Source organism: uncultured Polaribacter sp., from assembly GCF_947503855.1.
GTDB lineage: Bacteria > Bacteroidota > Bacteroidia > Flavobacteriales > Flavobacteriaceae > Polaribacter.
Map to the genome: position 1 here is coordinate 75545 of NZ_CANNFF010000011.1, position 19479 is coordinate 95023.

Genomic DNA, 19479 nt, shown 5'->3' on the forward strand with positions numbered 1-19479 from the left:
AAAAATTTTTAATCAGGCAAATTTAAAGACTCAAAAGATGCATAATGTTATCTTAACGTTATAATATGCACTATATATCTTTTAGCAAACATATCAAAAATAAATCTTATAACTTTTAAAGAATGTAAATCTTTTCTTAACATTAAAACACGCCTTCATAACATTAACTTAACAACCTAATAACTAAAGCATAATTTACAACTAACATAGACTTTACAAAGCTAATAGACTTTTGCACCAGTAAATAAAACATAAAAATGAAGAAAATTCTATTTATTGCTTTAATAGCATTAAGTCAAGTTTTAACAGCGCAAAACAAGGGTACTTTAAAAGGTTTATTAACAGATAAAGAAACCAATAATGAGCCATTACCTTTTGCAAACGTAGTAATTAAAGGGACTACAATTGGCGCTACTACAGATTTTGATGGTAACTATTCTATTAAAGTACCAGCAGGTACACATGTAGTACAATTTAGTTTTTTAGGGTATAAAACCATAGAAAAAACGTTTACCATAAAAGCAGATGAAACAATTGTAATTAATCAATTAATGTCTGCATCAGAAGGTGTTTCTTTAGATGAGATTGTTGTAAAATCTTCTACAAGTAAAGAAAAAACAAGTGCTTTAATTTTAGAGCAAAAGAAAGCAGTTTCAATTAAAACAAGTATAGGAGCTCAAGAATTATCTGTAAAAGGTGTTTCTGATGCTGAGGGTGCTGTTACAAAGACAGCAGGTGTTTCTAAAGGTTCTAAAAATATCGTAGTTAGAGGTTTAGGAGATAGATACAACTCTACAACGTTAAATGGTTTACCATTACCTTCTGATGACCCTGAATACAAAAATATTTCTTTAGATTTTTTTGATACAAGTATCATTAAAAACATAGGTATTAACAAGGTGTTTACTTCTGAAATTGCTGGTGATGTTGGTGGTGCAAATGTAGATATTGTATCAAAAGAATTAATTAAAAAAAGTTTATTAAATGTTGGTGTTTCTGCAGGTATAAATACACAATCAGTATCAAAAGAATTTTTAACAATTGATGGTACCAACAGGTTTGGAACTCAAAATTTATCTATACCAGTAAATGATTTAGGAAACTATTCTTTTGGAAATTCTTTCAAGCCAAACAGTCAAAACTTTCAAATGAATAATAGCTTCTCTTTTGCTGGAGGAAAAAAGTATGACATTAAAGATGATAGTTTTAGCTTTTTTGTTGTTGGTGCTTTTGATGCCGGTTATAACTTCTTAGAAGGTAATATTAAACAAACTACAAGTGCAGGAGCTATTTTTCAGGATCAAGATTTTTCTAAATACGAATACAATGTTTCTCAAGTAGTAATGGCAAACTTAAAATATAAGTTTGATGCCGGTCATAGCATTGCCTACAACCACTTATTTATTCATAACAATAAACAATCTATTGGAGATTATTTTGGAGGAGTAAATCCAGAACAAGATGGCGATTTGGAGTTTCAAAGAAGACAACAAACAAATAATAATGAGGTCTATGTAAACCAGTTTTTAGCAAACTACAAATTTTCTGATAGATTCAATTTTGAAGCAAAGGGTTCTTTAAACTTTATTAGAGGAAATGAGCCAGATAGAAGAACAAATAAATATTTATTAAGAGACGGTTTTTATAGTCCACAAACTAGTTCTGCAGGAGAAAATGAACGTTTCTATTCTAAATTAGAAGAGAATGATTATGCTGCTAAAGGAAAATTTAGTTATAAATTAAAAGACGATGAAGAAGATATTAGTGTTTTAGAATTTGGTGGAGATTACAGATATACAGAACGTTTATTTTCTGCAACAATTTTTAATCATGATTTTTCTACAAGGGTAGCAATAGATATCGAAAATCCAGATGCTGTTTTTAACCAATCTTCTATTGATAATAATATTTTCGAATTAGAAACTGGTAGAGGTAATGGAAGTAATCCAAATGCTTTTGTACCTTTTACATATAGAGGTAAAAGACAAATATTTGGTGCTTTTGGTAATGCCGTTTATCAGATAAGTGATAATTTAATAGCTTCAGCTGGATTAAGATTTGAGAAAATTCAACAAAGAGTTACTTTTAATACAAACATTGCACAATCTTCTGTAGAAGGACCCTCTTTTTTAGATAGAATTTATGTTTTACCAAGTTTTAATATAAAGTATAACTTTAATGAAAATAGTATTTTTAGATTAGCAGGTAGTCAGACCTATACATTCCCTCAGTTTAAAGAAACAGCACCTTTTAAATATCAAGATGTTACTTTTTCAAGTCAGGGTAATGCTAATTTAAAACCCTCTGATACTTATAATTTAGATGCTAAATACGAGTATTATTTCTCATCATCAGAATTAATTACATTTACAGGATTTTATAAATTTATAAAAGACCCAATTTCTAGAAGTGAAATACCATCTGGAGGTAATACACTTACTTATTTGAATGTTGGTAATGATGCTAGTGTGTATGGTATTGAACTAGAGGCAAGAAGAAAAGTTGTTGAAAAAGAAGAACAAGATTTAGAAGTTTTTGCAGGTTTAAATACATCTTTCTTAGTATCAAATGTAAATTTAGATAGTGGTTCTGTAGCTCAATTTACAAACGCAACAAGTGATTTAGAAGGTGCTACACCTTTCTTATTAAATGCAGATATTTCTTTAAATAAAAAAATTAACGATAACACTTTAATTTCTTCCTTAGTATTTAATTATTTCAGTGAAAGAGTTTACTCTGTAGGAACAAGAGGGTTTGAAAATGTATTAGAAAAAGGAATTCCAACTTTAGATTTAGTTTCCTCTTATCAATTTAATAAAAATTATAGTGTAAAACTAAAAGCAACAAATTTATTAAATCCTGATTTCCAATTAACAAGAGCAGGTTTTAATGGAGGAGATAATGTTGTGTTAAGAAATTATAAAAAAGGTGTTAACCTTAGTTTAGGGTTTACGTATAATTTCTAATAAAGTAACAAAAACCATAACAATTCTTTAAGATTTAGATAAAGTAAAAAAAACAGTATAAAATTAGCTTTGTTACAGATAATAACAATAAAATCTAATCAAATTTAAAAAAAATGAAAAAAACAATTTTAACAATCGTAGCCATTTCTGCTTTAATATTTACAGGATGTTCTTTAAGTGATGATGATAACATTGGAACTGGAAATAATGGTGGACAAGTTACTTCTCAAAATTTAGCTGGTAACTTAACAACAGATTTAACGTTAAGATCTGGAGTTGCACATAACTTAATTGGTACATTATTAGTGAAATCTGGATCAACATTAACTATAGAAGCTGGTACAACTATAAATGCTTTAGCAGGTGGTACAGATGTTTATATTCTAGTAGAAAGAGGAGGTAAAATTATTGCTGATGGTACTGCAGATAACCCAATAAAATTTACATCTAACGCAACTGTTCCTAAACCTGGAGATTGGGGTGGAATTATCATTAACGGTAATGCACCTTTAAGTCGTCAATCTGGTACAGATAGTAATGCTGCAACAGAAGTAAACAATGGTATTTTCTTTGGAGGCTCTAATTCTGCTGATGATTCAGGGATTTTAGACTATGTAATTATAGAATATTCTGGAGCAAGAATTGATGATGAAGCAGAACATAATGGTTTAACTTTAAATGGAGTAGGCACAGGAACAACAATTTCTAACATCGCTATTTTTTATGGTGATGATGATGCAATTGAGTTTTTTGGTGGAACTGTAAATACTGAAAACATATTAGTAGTAAATGCTAAAGATGATATGTTCGATTTTTCTCAAGGTTATGCAGGTACTTGTACAAACTTATATGGTGTAAGAGAGAATGGTTATACAGCCGTAACTTCTGACCCAAGAGGTATTGAAGCAGATGGTAATTTAGATGGTAATTCACCTTCTGATATTAACGAATCTAACTTTACAGTTAATGGTGTAACTATTATTAATAATGCAGATGGTGTAGAAATGTCTGATGGTATCAAAGTAAGAAGAGATGCTACTGCAACAATTACAAATGCATATTTAGCATTAGGTGCTGGAGCTATTTTTGGTGATGTGATCGATTTACAAGATAGTAAAACAGATTCAACTGATGCTACTTCAGTAACAGCTGTTGCTAATACTGCTAACGGTTTAGATATTACAGATGTTAAAAATACAACATCTGGTGGAGCTACAATAAATCTTTCTGCAGGAACAACTGGTGGTGCAGATGCTACTGTATTCGCTTGGACAGGTTACCAGTTTTAAGAATTAAATTTAATTAAAAAAGCAGGCTTTAAGCCTGCTTTTTTTGTTTTTAATAAAAAATTATTTTGTGCCTTCTGTAGCGCAACAAGCCATTTTACAGTCTTCTTTACATTCTTTTTTAGAAGCCATTTTGTTTTCGCAATCTTTTTTACAATCTTCAGTACAAGCATGAGCTGTTTTAGTTGAAGTAGAAGTTACTTTAGAACTTTCTAAAGCTTTATACATATCTCCACCTGCAATACCCTCTACAAATGCAATTAAATCCTTTTTAGAGGTTGTATTAGCATCAAACTCAATATTTGCAATACTATCTGTAAAAATAACTTTAGCGTCTAAAACACCTTCTTTTTTAGATAATTTAGATTGAATGGTTTTTGCACAACCAATTTCACAAGTCATACCAGAAATAGCAAGAGCTATACTTTCTTTTTTAACTGTTTTGTTTTCTTTGCAAGCTGTTATTACAAACAAGGCAATTGCAAAAGCGTAAAATATTTTTTTTGACATCATAATATTTAGTGATTAAATTATATTGCAAATTTATTAATAATCGCCTTTATATTTCAATAATTGTAACATTTTTGCAGTTATAATAAAAATCATGAACAAGCAACAGCAAAAATGGCTATACCTTATCTTACTTTCATTGGTTTGGGGTAGTTCTTTTATTTTGATGAAAAAAGCATTGTTAGGCGTAACTCCCATACAATTAGGTGCTTTAAGAATGTTGTTTACAGCCATTTTTTTGCTTTCTATTGCACCAAGATCGTTAAAGAAAATTCAAAAAAAGCATTATAAATATATCTTTTATACTTCGCTTACAGGAACGTTTATACCTGGTTTTTTGTTTGCTTTTGCCATTACAACTATAGATAGTTCTATTGTTTCTATTTTAAATTCTTTAACACCATTTTTTACACTCATTTTTGGAGCCATATTATTTGGTTTTGCATTTAAAAGAAATCAGTTATTAGGTATTTTAATTGGTTTGGTAGGGACTTTAATTTTGATTTTAAAAGGAGCTGAATTAAATCCAAATCAGAATTATTGGTATGCTGTATTAATTATTATAGCCTCTTTTGGTTATGCTTTAAATGCCAACATGGTTAAAAAGTATTTGTACGATTTAAATGCATTATCTATCGTAACAGGTAATTTTTTATTGTTGCTTGTACCAGCATTTATAGTACTATTTTTTACAGATTTTTTTACCACTTTTCATTTTCAAAATAAAGTTTTAATGCAGTCTTTAGGATATTTAGTAATTCTCTCTGTGGTTGGTACAGGAATAGCAAAAACTATTTATAATAAGTTAGTACATATTTCAGATCCTGTTTTTTCATCTTCTGTAACTTATTTAATTCCTTTAGTGGCTATTTTTTGGGGTCTTTTAGATGGCGAAAAGCTAAGTTTAATTCAGATATTTTCGGGTGTAATTATTTTGGTGGGTGTTTATTTGGTAAATAAGAAGAAGTAATTTTAAGTTCAACGTTCAAAGATCAAAGTTTATTTTTTAAAAATTAAAAACAAAAAAAGAGCCAAAAATTAATTTTTGACTCTCTGTATTTATTTTGATTTCTAATTTTGATTATTCAAAATCAGCATCAGAAACCCCTTCATTTACTTTTATTTCTTTCACAGTAAGATTTAGGTCTACTGGTCCCATTTTGGTTGAAATAGTATGTGGAAACAGAATTCCACTTACTTCTTTATAATCAGAAAAGTTGGTTGGTGTTTTCCCCTCTTTTCCATCAGGAGTTTTTGTTATTTTAACTTCCTTTATTTTTAAACCAGAAGCCATATCATAAAAAATTTCTGTATCGTTATATTTTAAAACGATAGCATTTTCACCTTCAATTGGCTCTATTCTAAGCAATTCTCCTGCATTGTAATGTAAGTCGCTAAACAATGTATTAGACGCTTTAGCTTCTGCAATTTGTGCTGGTTGCATGTCTATTTTTTGTCCTCTAGCTTCTTGATAACCATTTTCGCCATTAAAAACCATTTTCTGCATTGTGTTTCCCATTACAGAAATAACTAAAGATGTTTTGTTTGGTTCTGCAGCCTTTGTAGTCATAACAATTGGAGTACCTTGAATGGTTGCGTTTGCTAAAGTCATCTTAGTTTTTACAGCCATAACTTTGTCTTTACCACCAATGGCTTCAAAATACTTATTTACTACAGTTTCAGCAGTCATTCCTTCAGGAATTGGCATTGTCATTGCAGGTTTTTCTGTTGGGTTTCCTTCTTTGTCAAAATAATTAATTACATAATCTGTTTTTTCAAGATTTTTAAGAACTTCAATTCCCTTTCCTGTAACTACAATTCTTGCTTTATCTCCTCTAAAGTATTTAATTGCAGCATTTTGTACATCGTCTAAAGTTACGGCTTTTACATTTTTTATGTAGTTTGCATAAAAATCTTTTGGTAAGTTGTAACGTGCAATATTTAATGCAAAATTAGCTACCGTTCTTGGTTTTTGAACATCCATTACAAAACCACCAATATATTCTTCTTTAGAATTTTCTAATTCTTCTGCAGTAACTTTTTGGTAACGTATTCTGTTAATTTCTTTTTGTAATTCTACCACAGAACTATCTGTAACCATATTTCTAACACTAGCAGTTGCTCTAAAAGTACCAGCATATCTGCTTTGTCTTAAACTAGAATAAGAGCCATAAGTGTATCCTTTATCTTCTCGTAAATTCATAAATAAACGTGCAGTACCACCACCACCAAGTATGTTGTTAGCTATTAAAGCAGCATAGTAATCTTTATCTCCTAAAGTTAAATCGACATTGTTAATAATTGCAATTTCAGATTGAACAGCATTGTCCATATTTACAAAATTAATTTCTGTAGTAGCAACATTTTTGGTTACTGGCATAGTGTACGCAGGAATTGTTCCTTTTTCCCAATCTGCAAATAGAGATTTTACTAATTTTTTTATTTTTTTGGTATCAATATCCCCTTCAATTACTAAATACGCATTGTTGGGTCTGTAATAAGTATTGTAGTTGTTTTTAATGTCTTTTAAGGTAATTTTTTTCACACTTTCTTTAGATGTAAATTCTCCCAAAGGATGATTTCTACCATATGTTAATACATTTTCTACGCGCCTAGCTGCAGCAGTTACACTTTTTTCGCTAGATTTTAAGCCATCTAAAGTAACTTGCACCTCTTTATCAAACTCTTCTTTTGTAAATTGAGAGTTTTTTACACCATCTGCCATTAACTCTAAGATCTCTGGGAAATATTTTTTTAGAGAAGATGCAAAAGCACCAGAACTAAAAAAAGAAACGTTAGCTCCTAAAAAGTCTACTTTTTCATTAAACTCATCTTTAGTAATATTAGAAGTTCCTCTTCCCAATAAACTACCCATCATGCTAGAAACTCCAGCAATTTCTCCTTCTAAATAAGGTTTATTGTCTATAGTTAAACTTGCAGAAGCTCTTGGTAGTTTGTTGTTTTCTACCATAATTACTTTTAAACCATTTTTTAAGGTAAAAGTTTTTGGTTTTCCTAATTTTATTACAGGATCTGGACCAGCTTCTGGCATTTTACTTCTATCTATTTGTGCCTGTACAGTTAAAGACAGCATACATAGTGTTATAAAATATATTATTTTTGTTTTCATAATTTATGTCTTTGTGTTATAAATCAGTAATCGATTTTATTTTTCTTTTGGTAAATATTCTAACGTTAATCTCTGATTAGGATTTAAATATTTTTTTGCAACATCTCTTATTTCTTCTCTAGTAATAGATCTAAAAATATCAATCTCTGTGTTTATTAGATTTGTATCACCATACAAAACATTGTAACGTGCCAAAGAGTTTGCAATACCTTCTACACTAGAATTAGAGTTTACAAAATTATTTTCGAACTGATTTTGTAATTTTTGATAATCTTTTTCTGAAATTAAATCTGTTTGCATCTTTACAATTTCTTCGTCGATTTCTTTTATAATATCTGCTAATTTAGTTTCACCTTGTGGTAAACCATATAAAATATAAGTTCCATAATCCTCTTGACTCGCGTTAATTGCACCTGCTTGCAATGCCATTTTTTTATCATCTACTAATTTTTTGTACAAAACAGAACTTCTACCAGAACTTAAATAAGAAGAAATCATATCTAAAACTCTAGAGTCTCTAGTTTTCATAGAAGGTGTTCTATAAGCAGCCATAATTGCTGGTATTTGAATATTTGGGTCATATCCTTTAGCCGTCATTGGCTCTGTAATAGGATCTTCTTTAGGGAAGTTCTTTGTAACCTCTGCACCTCTTGGTATTGGACCAAAATAATCTTCTACCATTTTTTTTGTGGTAGTAAAATCTATATCTCCAGCAACAACTAAAGTTGCGTTGTTTGGTACATAAAACTTTTTATTAAAAGCTAAAAATTCATCTAGAGTGGCAGCATCTAAATGCTCCATTTTACCAATAGTAGTCCCTTTATAAGGATGTTTTTTAAAGATGTTTTCTTTAACATATTCTAAAAAACGAGAATAAGGTTGATTGTCTACACGTAACCTTTTTTCTTCTTTTACAACTTCATTCTGTGTATCTACACCCTCTTTTTTTATAATTGGGTGTAACAAACGCTCAGACTCCATCCACAAACCTAATTCTAGTTTATTAGATGGGAAAATCTCATAATAATACGTTCTATCGTCTGTAGTATTTGCATTATTTCTACCACCATTGGAGGAAACTATTTTAAACCATTCTCCTTTTTTAATATTTTTAGTTCCTTCAAAAAGAAGGTGTTCAAAAAAGTGAGCCATTCCAGTTCTATCCGATTGCTCGTCTTTTGCACCAACATGATACATTACAGAGGTTACAACTACTGGTGCAGAAGTGTCTTTGTGCAAAATTACATGCATACCATTATCTAAATCATACTCCTCAAATTCTACTTTCTGTGCATTTGCAGACAATGCAATTAACACAGCAAAAGCAAGAGTTAAAATACTTTTTTTCATTTATTTTTTATTTAATTAATACTTGTTGATTTATTTGACGCCACCAAAATGAATTTGTTACAATTTGGAAACATATTGTTTGATTTTATCAAAAATAGTAAGAATATTAGTAAGCTAGAAAATTAATAGTATTTATTTGGCTGATTTTAATGCTATTATTTTTTTAATCAGTGTTGTAGGATTGCAAAAAAAATGTATATTTGCACCCGCATTTTAATCAAAAAAATGCAACTAATAAGTATAAATACGCAAAACAAATAGTATGTACGCAATCGTAGAGATAGCAGGGCAGCAGTTTAAAGTAGCAAAAGACCAAAAAGTATACGTTCATCGTTTACCAGGAGAAGAAGGATCAAAAGTAACTTTTGATAACGTTCTTTTAACTGATGATAATGGAACAATATCTATTGGCGCCCCAGCTATAGAAGGAGCCGCAGTAACGGCCAAAATTTTAGGTCACTTAAAAGGTGATAAAGTAATCGTTTTCAAAAAGAAAAGAAGAAAAGGTTACAGAAAGAAAAATGGACACAGACAAGCTTTAAGTGAGATTCAGATAGAATCTATTGCTACAAGCGGTGCAAAAAAATCAGCAAAAAAAGAAGCTGCTCCTAAAAAAGAAGTTGCTTCTAAAAAGGTAGCTGCTCCAAAAAAGGAAGTTGCTCCTAAAGCTGAGGTAAAAGAAGCTGCAACAACAGATTATAGTTCTATGACTGTTGCTCAATTAAAAGTTGCTGCAAAAGAAGCAGGTATCAAAGGATATACTTCTTTAAAGAAAGCAGAATTAATTGAAGCTTTAACTAAATAAAAATTTCAATTTTAAAACCATATTATCATGGCACATAAAAAAGGAGTAGGTAGTTCGAAAAACGGTAGAGAATCAGAATCGAAACGACTTGGAGTAAAAATATTTGGAGGACAAGCTGCAATTGCAGGTAACATTATAGTTCGTCAAAGAGGTACAACACACAATCCAGGAGAAAACGTTTACATGGGTAAAGATCATACTTTACATGCAAAGGTTGATGGAATTGTAGAATTCGAAAAGAAAAGAAATAACAGATCTTATGTATCTGTTACTCCATTTGAGGCTTAAGAAATAAATTTTAAAAAAATAGTAAAGCCCAAACATTTTTAATGTTTGGGCTTTTGCTTTTATAAATAATATGTTTTGTACTTTTACAGGCATGAAATTCTTGTACAACCTTGCAATTTTTTTAACCTCTATTTTACTACCCATTGTAGCAATTTTTAGTAAAAAATTAAAACTTTTTGTAGAAGGTAGAAAGCAAACTTTTTCTAAAATAGAGACCTTAAAAAATAAAAAAGTTATTTGGTTTCATGCAGCTTCTTTAGGCGAATTTGAGCAAGCAAGACCTATCATAGAACAACTTAAAAATAAGGGAAAAAATTATAAAATAGTAGTTACTTTTTTCTCGCCCTCAGGGTATGAGATTCGTAAAGATTATCCATTAGCAGATGTAGTTTGTTATTTACCATTAGACACTAAAAAAAACGCTAAAAGATTCATCAAAGAAGTAAATCCAAAACTAGCCGTTTTTATAAAATATGAATTTTGGCCAAATTTGTTAAACGAACTTAAAAATAAGGAGATTCCTACCATTTTAGTATCTGGTATTTTAAGAGAAAAACAACTGTTCTTTAAAAGTTATGGTGGTTTTATGCGAAAATCTTTAAACGCTTTTCATCACTTTTTTGTGCAAGATGTAAATTCAGAAAAATTACTAAATTCCATCAATTTTAAAAATGTTACAGTTGCAGGTGATTCTCGTTTTGATAGGGTTTCTAAAATTTTAAAACAAGACAATCATTTAGATTTTATTTCAGCATTTAAAGACAATAAATACACGATTGTAGCAGGTAGTACCTGGCAAGAAGATGAAGAATTATTAGTACATTATATCAATAATAAAGCCTCAGAAAACGAGAAATTTATCATTGCACCTCATACTATTAAAAGTGACTCTATTGAAGCTTTACAAAAAGCTATTAATAAAAAAAGTATTCTTTATTCTGATGTTATTTCGAGCTCAGTTGATAATTTTTTAGAATTAAAAGAAACGCAAGTATTTATCATTGATACCATAGGAATTTTAACCAAAATATACGCTGCTGCAGATTTGGCTTATGTTGGTGGAGGTTTAAAAACAGGGTTGCATAATATTTTAGAACCTGCAACTTTTGGTATTCCTGTTATGATTGGCTATAAATACGAAAAATTTAAAGAGGCTGTAGATTTGGTAAATATTGGAGGTTGCATTTCTATTAAAAATCAACAAGAGTTTACAGAAAATTTAGAGCATCTTAAAAATGATGCAAATTTTAGAAAGTTAACAGGCACCATCAACAAAAAATATATTGCAGATAATTTAGGTGCCACAAAATTAATTATGAATTATATAAATAATCATTTAACAATGTTAGGTAAAACGCATTCTAGCACTCAAAAAAACAAATAACTATGGATTTTATATTACAACCTTGGCCTTGGTATGTTGCAGGCCCGTTAATAGCACTTGTACTATTTTTAATGTTTTATTTTGGTAAAAAATTTGGGGTTTCTACAACCTTAGAAACCTTTTGTACTTTAAGTGGGGCAAACAAATTATCAAACTATTTTAAAAATGATTTAAAAACACAAAAATGGCGCTTGTTTTTTGCAGCTGGCATCTTTTTAGGTGGTGTTATTGCTGCAAATTTTTTAACTCCAAATCAGTCTGTAAATTTAAACCCAGATACAGTACTAGAAATGGCAAGTTTAGGTTTTGCAGATGGAGGAAAAACTTTTTTACCAAAAGAAATATTTAGTTTAGAAGCACTCTTATCCGTGAAAGGTTTTTTAATTTTAATTGGTGCTGGTTTTTTAATCGGTTTTGGGTCACGTTATGCAGGTGGTTGTACTTCTGGGCACTCTATAACTGGCTTAAGTAGTTTACAAATGCCTTCTTTAATTGCTACAATTGGTTTTTTTGTAGGCGGATTAATTATGACCTGGTTTTTAATTCCTTTAATTTTTTAGACTATAATTAAGATTTTATAAAATATCATAACTAAAAAAATATTTAAATGAAAAATATCAAACTACTAATTTTAGGAATTTTATTCGGAATCGTCTTAAGCAAAGCAGAAATTATATCTTGGTATAGAATTTACGAAATGTTTAAATTTCAATCTTTTCATATGTATGGCATTATTGGAAGTGCTGTTGTAATTTCATTTTTTTTAATGCAATTATTTAAAAAAGGAATTATAAAAGATGAAGCTGGAAATAAAATTAAAATACAAGAAAAAGAAAAAGACTTTAAAAGAACTTTTTTTGGAGGAACAATTTTTGGTTTAGGGTGGGCATTATCAGGTGCTTGTGCAGCCCCATTATTTGCACTTTTAGGCTATAGTTTTTTACCAGCATTCATAGTTTTAATTGGTGCAATTTTAGGTGCATTTGTATTTGGACTAGTAAGTAAAAAGCTACTTAATTAATGAGTAAATTAACAGACAATTTTGGTAGACAGATAGAATATGTTCGTCTTGCTGTTACAGATCGTTGTAATTTGCGTTGCCAATATTGTATGCCTGCTCACGGAATAGAAATTTTACCTAGGCAAGAGTTACTCACCTTTAAAGAAATGTATCGTTTAATTCGTGTTTTAACAGAATTAGGCGTTAAAAAAGTACGTTTAACTGGTGGCGAACCTTTTGTTCGTAAAGATTTTGTGGGTTTTTTAGAAATGTTGTCTTACAACGATTTGTTAGATGCCATTAATATTACTACAAATGGCGCTTTAATCTCACATCACCTAGATAAAATTGAGCAACTAAAAAATGTAAAAAACATCAATTTAAGTATTGATAGTTTACAACGAGATAAATTTTTGAAAATAACCAGAAGAGATGTGTTTCCAGAAGTATATAAAACTTTTGAATTGCTAGAAAAAAGCAACTTAAATTTAAAGTTGAATGTAGTAGTACAGTCAGGCTTTAATACCGATGAAATTGTAGATTTTGTAAGACTCACAAAAGATAAAAATGTAGCGGTTCGTTTTATTGAAGAAATGCCTTTTAACGGAAAAGGTCAACGTGAAATGCAAGAAAATTGGACGTTTAAAAAAATCCTAGAAGAAATAAAAACCGAGTTTATAGTTGATGAAATTCAATCAGAAAAATCATCAACTTCTAGAAATTATAAAATAGAAAATCATCTAGGCACTGTAGGGATAATACCTGCATTTACAAGAACTATTTGTAATGATTGCAACCGAATTCGGATAACAAGCACAGGCACTTTTAAAAACTGTTTGTTTGATGATGGCGTTTTTAATTTGAGAGATTTTATAAGAAATGGCGCTAGCAACAACGATTTAAAAGAGCTTTTTTTATCTTTAGTAAAAGAAAAACCAGAAAATGGTTTTATAGCAGAAGTAAATCGTAAAAAAGGCGATGTTTCTGAGAGTATGAGTACAATTGGAGGTTAGAAAAGTGTAATCGTATAAATGTTTAATTTTATAAACCAGTAGCCAATGATTTCAGTAGAAGAGGCAAAAAATATCATTTTAAACGCAACTCAAAATTTTGGAGTTGAAGAAATTCCATTTATAAAATCTGTAGGTAGAATTTTAAAAGAAACTATTGTTGCAGACAGAGATTTTCCACCATTCAATAGAGTTTCTATGGATGGTATTGCGATTGATTTTAATGTTTTCCAAAACGGACAAAGAGCCTTTAAAATTCAAGCAATTCAACCTGCAGGAAGTCCACAAATTACACTACAAAACAAAGAAAACTGTTTAGAAGTAATGACAGGTGCAGTATTGCCCAATAATACAAATGTGGTTATTAGATATGAAGATGTAGTTATCAAAAATGGAGTTGCATCAATTCAAGTTAACGAGGTTAAAGAATTACAAAATATTCATCAAAAAGGAAAAGATAGAAAGTCTGGAGATGTTTTAATCAACAAAAATAAAGTTATTTCTGCAGCAGAAATTGGGGTGTTAGCAACCGTTGGCAAATCAAACATAAAAGTTGCAAAACTACCCAAAGTTATAATTATTTCTACTGGAGATGAATTGGTAAAAGTTACAGCAAATCCTTTGCCACATCAAATTAGAAGATCTAATGTGTTTACTTTAGTTTCTTTATTAGAGCGATTGAATATTTCTTCAGAAACAGATCATATTACAGATGATAAACCCATTTTAAAACAAAAAATCGTAAACTATTTAAAACAATTTGATGTGTTGCTTTTTAGTGGGGCAGTTAGCAAAGGAAAATTTGATTTTTTACCAGAAGTTTTTACAGAATTAGGGGTAGAAAAATTATTTCATAAAGTAACACAAAGACCAGGAAAACCATTTTGGTTCGGGCAAACTGAGAATTGTAAAATTTTTGCATTTCCAGGGAATCCAAATTCAACGTTTGTAAATTGTTTAGCGTATTTTTATCCATGGTATTACAAATCTGTTGGGGTAGAAGTGCAAGAAGAAACCGCCATTTTAAAGGAAGATGTTACTTTTAAACCGAATTTAACCTACTTTTTACAAGTACAATTAAGTGATAAATTCGGGCATTTATTAGCAACACCCATTCAGGGAAATGGTTCTGGAGATTTAGCAAGTTTGGTAAATGCAGATGCTTTTATTCAGTTGCCAAAAACAGAGAAGTCACTTTTTAGACAAGGTGATAATTTTCCAATTATAAGATATAGATAATGAGCAATTTTACCCACATCAACAAAAAAGGAAACCCTAAAATGGTAAATGTTTCTGACAAGAAAATTACCAAAAGAACTGCTATGGCAAAAGCAACTATGTTTTTAGGAAAAGAGGTTATTTCTAATTTTACAAATAATGAATTAAACACCAAAAAGGGGCCCGTTTTTCAAACAGCAATTATAGCAGGAATACAAGGTGTTAAAAAAACTTCTGAGCTAATTCCTATGTGTCATCCTTTGTTAATTAATGGTGTAGATATTACCATAAATATTGCAGATGATGAATGTATAGAGGTGTTTTGTAAAGTGACTATTGAAGGGAAAACAGGAGTAGAAATGGAAGCTTTAACAGGCGTAAATATCACCTGTTTAACTATTTATGATATGTGTAAAAGTATCAGTCAACAAATGGTGTTTAAAGAAGTAAAATTGATAGAGAAAACAGGAGGAAAATCGGATATAAAGAATTAAAATGTCTCCTCGAGCCCAGTCGCTAGATTAAAAGAAAAAACTGCAACACAAAAATGGAAAACCACAAAAAACATACAAATTTAAAAAGAAGAGATAATGATAACTTTGCACCTAACGAAATTGCAATTTTAGGAACAAATTGTACTACAATTTCTAATTTAGTAATTAAAGTTTCACAAAAATTATCCAATTTTAAATTAGCTTATTTTGATGCTTCTCATGTAAAAGATGTTGAAAAAAATATATTATCTGAATATACTTTTCACCACAAAGGAAATGTACAAATAACCACTTCTGGAAAGCTAAATAAATACCAACAACGTTTAGATTTTGCACAATTTGATTCTGTGTTTATCAATGGAAACCATTACCAAGCAGCAAAACAAATTCTAGTTTTAGATGAAGCAAAAGAAGCTTCTGTGTTAAAAAGATTAGAGCAATTAGATTGTATACAGTTTATTGTAAAACTGAAAAAAGAAACTGAGTTTTTCGATTTTTTAGTTGAAAAATATCCAAACATAAAAAACAAGATTTGTTATACCATTGATCAAGTTGATCAAATAGCACATCATATTCATAATTTGATTCAAGAAAAAATTGCCCCCATAAAAGGTTTGGTTTTGGTAGGTGGAAAAAGCACCAGAATGGGACAAGATAAATCTGAACTTGATTATTTTGGAAAACCTCAAAAAGAAGTTGCTAAAGAATTATTGGAAAACAACAATTTAAAAACGTTTTATTCTGTTGAAAAAGCCACAAATAATGTAAATGAAATTTCAGATAAATTCTACAATTTAGGTCCATTTGGTGGCATTTGTTCTGCGTTTCAGAAAGATCCAAATTCGGCTTGGTTTGTTTTGGCAACAGATTTACCTTTTGTAAATAATAAAGTAATAGAGTTCTTATTAAACCATAGAAATCCAAGTAAAGTTGCCACGGCAATTAAAGGAAAAACTAAGCAATTTGTAGAGCCATTAATTACAATTTACGAACCAAAAGCGTATCCTATTTTATTGCAATATTTAGCACAAGGCTATTCATGTGCGCGTAAAATGCTTATCAATTCTGATGTAGAAATCGTAGAAATTGATGATGGTTTGATTAGAAATGTAAATACACCTGAAGAGTTTGAAATGGCTATAAAAGAGATTGTAAAGTAATGAACAAAAACCAACTTTTCAAACGTCAAATTACTTTATCAGAGATAGGCGAAATTGGACAAGAAAAATTACAAAATGCATCAGTTTTAGTAGTTGGTTGTGGTGGTTTGGGCAGTCTTATTGCAGTGTATTTGGCTTCGAGCGGAATTGGAAAACTACATTTGGTAGATTTTGATACAGTAGATATTACCAATTTGCATAGGCAGGTTTTTTATACTTTAGAAGATGTTGGCAAACCAAAAGCAGCAATTTTACGAACGTTTATAGAACAAAGAGCACCTTTTACTGAAGTTAGTTTTACCAATAAACCAGTTACAAAAGAAAATGTTTTCGAATTGATTGAAAATGTAGATATTGTAGTAGATGGAACAGATTCTTTGCCCACAAAATATTTATTAAACGATGCTTGTGTTCTCAAAAACAAACCTTTGGTATATGGCTCTTTGTATAAGTTTGATGGTTATGTAGCAACTTTTAATGTGTTGCAAAAAGATGAAAGTTATTCAGCAAATTTAAGAGATGCTTTTCCAGAAATGGCAACAGAAATTCCTAATTGTGAAGAAGCAGGAACACTAAACTCTATTGTAGGTTTGATTGCTATACAACAAGTAAATGAGGTTTTAAAACTGGTTACAAAAACAGGAAAACCTTTAACAAATGAGTTGTTAATTTATAATTCGCTACAAAATACACAGTTAAAAATAAAGTTAAAACCAAGTGTTTTAGAAGCTAACATTGCCAAGATTTTTAACATGCAAACCTATGTTGATGCTTTATGCGTAGGTCAAAATCCTGATTTGCAAATATCATCACAAGAATTAAAAGAACAACTATCTATTCAATCAGCATCTAAAAACTTAGAAATTATTGCAGTTTTAAATAATTTAGATGTGCCTTTTAAGGTTGATAAAACCATACATATTAATGATTTTGATGCAGAAAAGATAGCGGTAGATTTTAATAAAACTTATGTAATGATTTGTCAAAGAGGGCTTAACAGTTACAAAGCTACAGAAAGGCTAAAAAAGAAATATCCAGATTTAAAAGTACTAAATTTAACGGGTGGAATTTCTACATACAAAACACAAGTAAGCTCATGAAAAACCCTTTAAAATTTTACTCAAAAAGACTAAAAAAACTAGAAGAAAAAGCAGCCGATTTAAAAAAGAAGTCTGTAAACTTAAGTATTTTTAGGTTTGCTGTGTTTTTAGGAACTTGCTTTTTAGTTTACCTAACTTTTGGGACTTATCCAGATGTTTTTATCATTGCTTTTTTAGGAGTTGTCTTGTTTGCTTTTTTGGTTGTTAAACATCTAGATTTAAAAAGGAAACAAAATATAGTCTCTAAAAAAATAGATATAAATACTACAGAAATTAAAGTTTTACATCGAGAGTTTTATCACTTAAAAACAGGTAAAGAATTTATAAATTCTAGACATTTTTACAGCAATGATATAGATTTGTTTGGTGTAGGTTCTTTTTTTCAATATCTAAATAGAACCGTAACAAAAGATGGTAAAAAAGAGTTGGCAACTCTTTTAACAGCAAATAAAACCGATGAAATTTTAGCCAAACAAGAAGTTGTAAAAGAGCTATCAAAAAAAACAAAATGGAGGCAACATTTTAATGCCATAACTAGTTTGGTAACTGTAAAAAATACTTCTAATTTTATTACAAATTGGATTGTAAATTACAAACAAACATTACCCAATGTTTTAAACATTTTCACAAAAGTGTTTTCTGTTATTTCTGTATTGTTGATTGGTTTGGTTTCTGTTGGTTTTCTATCTTTCAATTATATGCTTGCCTGGTTTTTCTTTGGCTTGTTTATAACCGGAATATTTTTAAAAAAGACTAGTAAATTATATGCAGAAACAGATAAAGTTAGAGAAACATTTAAACAATATTACGAATTGTTAAATGAGATCGAAAACGAAGAATTTACCTCAGAAATTCTTCTACAAAAGCAAAAAATTATTACATCAGAACATAAAAATGCCTCTACAATTTTTAAAAAATTTGCTAGAATTTTAGATGCTTTTGACCAGAGAAATAACATTATAATTGCTGTTTTTGGCAATGGCTTATTCTTATCTGAAATTGCGAACGCACACAAAGTAGAAAAGTGGATTGCAACTTATAAACATACTGTAAAAAAATGGTTTGAAGTAGTTGCTTTTTTTGATACACAAAACGCATTAGCTAATTTTCATTTTAATCATCCAAAATTTATTTTTCCAGAGATAACTACACAAAAACAAATTATAAAAGCTACCAATTTAGGGCATCCATTATTGAATGCAAAAAAAAGAATAGACAATAATTTTACAATTGATAAAGCACAATTTTTTATTGTTACAGGAGCAAATATGGCTGGTAAAAGCACGTTTTTAAGAACAGTTTCCCTATCAATAGTAATGGCAAATTGTGGCTTGCCAGTTTGTGCTTCAAGTTTTAAATATCATCCTATAAAACTAATTACAAGTATGAGAACTACAGATTCTTTAACAGAAGATGAGAGTTATTTTTACTCGGAGTTAAAACGATTAAAGTTTATTGTTGATGAAATTGCACAAGAAGATTACTTTATCATTTTAGACGAAATTTTAAAAGGAACCAATAGCAAAGACAAGGCAATTGGCTCTAAAAAATTTGTAGAAAAACTAACAAAATCAAAATCTACAGGAATTATTGCAACACACGATGTAAGTTTATGCGAATTAGAAAATGAGTTTTCTAGCATAGAAAACTATTATTTTGATGCAGAAATTACAAACAATGAATTACATTTTGATTACACTCTAAAAAGCGGTGTTTGTAAAAATATGAATGCTTCTTTTTTATTGAAGAAAATGGAGATTGTTTAGAGAAAGCAATTA

Annotated in this window: 17 protein-coding genes; 14 read left to right on the top strand and 3 right to left on the bottom strand. The window is 29.7% G+C overall.

The window, feature by feature from the left end; translation table 11 throughout:
• The first annotated feature begins 257 nt into the window (after positions 1-257).
• Complete coding sequence (locus tag Q0662_RS10450) at positions 258-2966, top strand: TonB-dependent receptor (RefSeq protein WP_298949485.1); 2709 nt, start codon at positions 258-260, stop codon at positions 2964-2966.
• 113 nt (positions 2967-3079) lie between these two features.
• Positions 3080-4255, top strand: a complete 1176-nt coding sequence (locus Q0662_RS10455; protein WP_298949487.1) for a hypothetical protein — start codon at positions 3080-3082, stop codon at positions 4253-4255.
• Between the two features lie 60 nt (positions 4256-4315).
• Here the strand turns inward: Q0662_RS10455 and Q0662_RS10460 are convergent, their stop codons facing one another.
• On the bottom strand, positions 4316-4762 hold the full coding sequence (locus Q0662_RS10460; protein WP_298949489.1) for a heavy metal-associated domain-containing protein: 447 nt from the start codon (positions 4760-4762) through the stop codon (positions 4316-4318).
• Positions 4763-4856: 94 nt separating this feature from the next.
• Between Q0662_RS10460 and Q0662_RS10465 the strand changes: the two genes are divergently transcribed.
• On the top strand, positions 4857-5732 hold the full coding sequence (locus Q0662_RS10465; protein ID WP_298949491.1) for a DMT family transporter: 876 nt from the start codon (positions 4857-4859) through the stop codon (positions 5730-5732).
• A gap of 111 nt (positions 5733-5843) precedes the next feature.
• Here the strand turns inward: Q0662_RS10465 and Q0662_RS10470 are convergent, their stop codons facing one another.
• Complete coding sequence (locus Q0662_RS10470; protein ID WP_298949493.1) at positions 5844-7892, bottom strand: pitrilysin family protein; 2049 nt, start codon at positions 7890-7892, stop codon at positions 5844-5846.
• A gap of 36 nt (positions 7893-7928) precedes the next feature.
• Positions 7929-9242 carry a pitrilysin family protein gene (locus Q0662_RS10475; protein WP_298949495.1) on the bottom strand — a complete coding sequence of 438 codons (1314 nt, stop codon included), beginning with the start codon at positions 9240-9242 and terminating at the stop codon, positions 7929-7931.
• A gap of 262 nt (positions 9243-9504) precedes the next feature.
• On the opposite strand from Q0662_RS10475, the gene rplU reads away from it, so the two are divergent.
• The 11 genes from rplU (at position 9505) to Q0662_RS10530 (ending at position 19467) form a co-directional block, all read left to right on the top strand.
• The gene (gene rplU, locus Q0662_RS10480) at positions 9505-10047 is read left to right on the top strand and encodes a 50S ribosomal protein L21 (protein ID WP_298949497.1); all 543 of its coding nucleotides are present in this window, start codon (positions 9505-9507) and stop codon (positions 10045-10047) included.
• A 27-nt stretch (positions 10048-10074) separates the two neighbouring features.
• Positions 10075-10335, top strand: a complete 261-nt coding sequence (rpmA, locus tag Q0662_RS10485) for a 50S ribosomal protein L27 (protein WP_298949498.1) — start codon at positions 10075-10077, stop codon at positions 10333-10335.
• A gap of 91 nt (positions 10336-10426) precedes the next feature.
• Positions 10427-11719 (top strand): glycosyltransferase N-terminal domain-containing protein, encoded by a 1293-nt coding sequence (locus Q0662_RS10490; RefSeq protein WP_298949499.1) that lies wholly within the window; start codon positions 10427-10429, stop codon positions 11717-11719.
• 2 nt (positions 11720-11721) lie between these two features.
• Positions 11722-12279 (top strand): YeeE/YedE thiosulfate transporter family protein, encoded by a 558-nt coding sequence (locus tag Q0662_RS10495; RefSeq protein WP_298949500.1) that lies wholly within the window; start codon positions 11722-11724, stop codon positions 12277-12279.
• 47 nt (positions 12280-12326) lie between these two features.
• Positions 12327-12740, top strand: coding sequence for a YeeE/YedE thiosulfate transporter family protein (locus tag Q0662_RS10500; protein WP_298949502.1), 414 nt, complete (start codon positions 12327-12329; stop codon positions 12738-12740).
• Complete coding sequence (moaA, locus tag Q0662_RS10505; RefSeq protein ID WP_298949505.1) at positions 12740-13732, top strand: GTP 3',8-cyclase MoaA; 993 nt, start codon at positions 12740-12742, stop codon at positions 13730-13732. The genes Q0662_RS10500 and moaA overlap by 1 nt, the downstream gene beginning before the upstream one ends.
• A 45-nt stretch (positions 13733-13777) precedes the next feature.
• A complete protein-coding gene (locus tag Q0662_RS10510) occupies positions 13778-14968 on the top strand; it encodes a molybdopterin molybdotransferase MoeA (RefSeq protein WP_298949507.1) in 1191 nt (396 codons plus the stop codon).
• Positions 14968-15441, top strand: a complete 474-nt coding sequence (moaC, locus tag Q0662_RS10515; RefSeq protein WP_298949509.1) for a cyclic pyranopterin monophosphate synthase MoaC — start codon at positions 14968-14970, stop codon at positions 15439-15441. Before Q0662_RS10510 ends, moaC begins: the two co-directional genes overlap by 1 nt.
• A gap of 53 nt (positions 15442-15494) precedes the next feature.
• Positions 15495-16601: a molybdenum cofactor guanylyltransferase gene (locus Q0662_RS10520; protein WP_298949511.1), complete on the top strand. Its 1107-nt coding sequence runs from the start codon at positions 15495-15497 to the stop codon at positions 16599-16601.
• On the top strand, positions 16601-17701 hold the full coding sequence (locus Q0662_RS10525) for a HesA/MoeB/ThiF family protein (protein WP_298949513.1): 1101 nt from the start codon (positions 16601-16603) through the stop codon (positions 17699-17701). The genes Q0662_RS10520 and Q0662_RS10525 overlap by 1 nt, the downstream gene beginning before the upstream one ends.
• Entirely contained in the window at positions 17698-19467 is a 1770-nt protein-coding gene (locus tag Q0662_RS10530; RefSeq protein WP_298949515.1) for a DNA mismatch repair protein MutS, read from the top strand. The genes Q0662_RS10525 and Q0662_RS10530 overlap by 4 nt, the downstream gene beginning before the upstream one ends.
• The last annotated feature ends 12 nt before the right edge of the window (positions 19468-19479 follow it).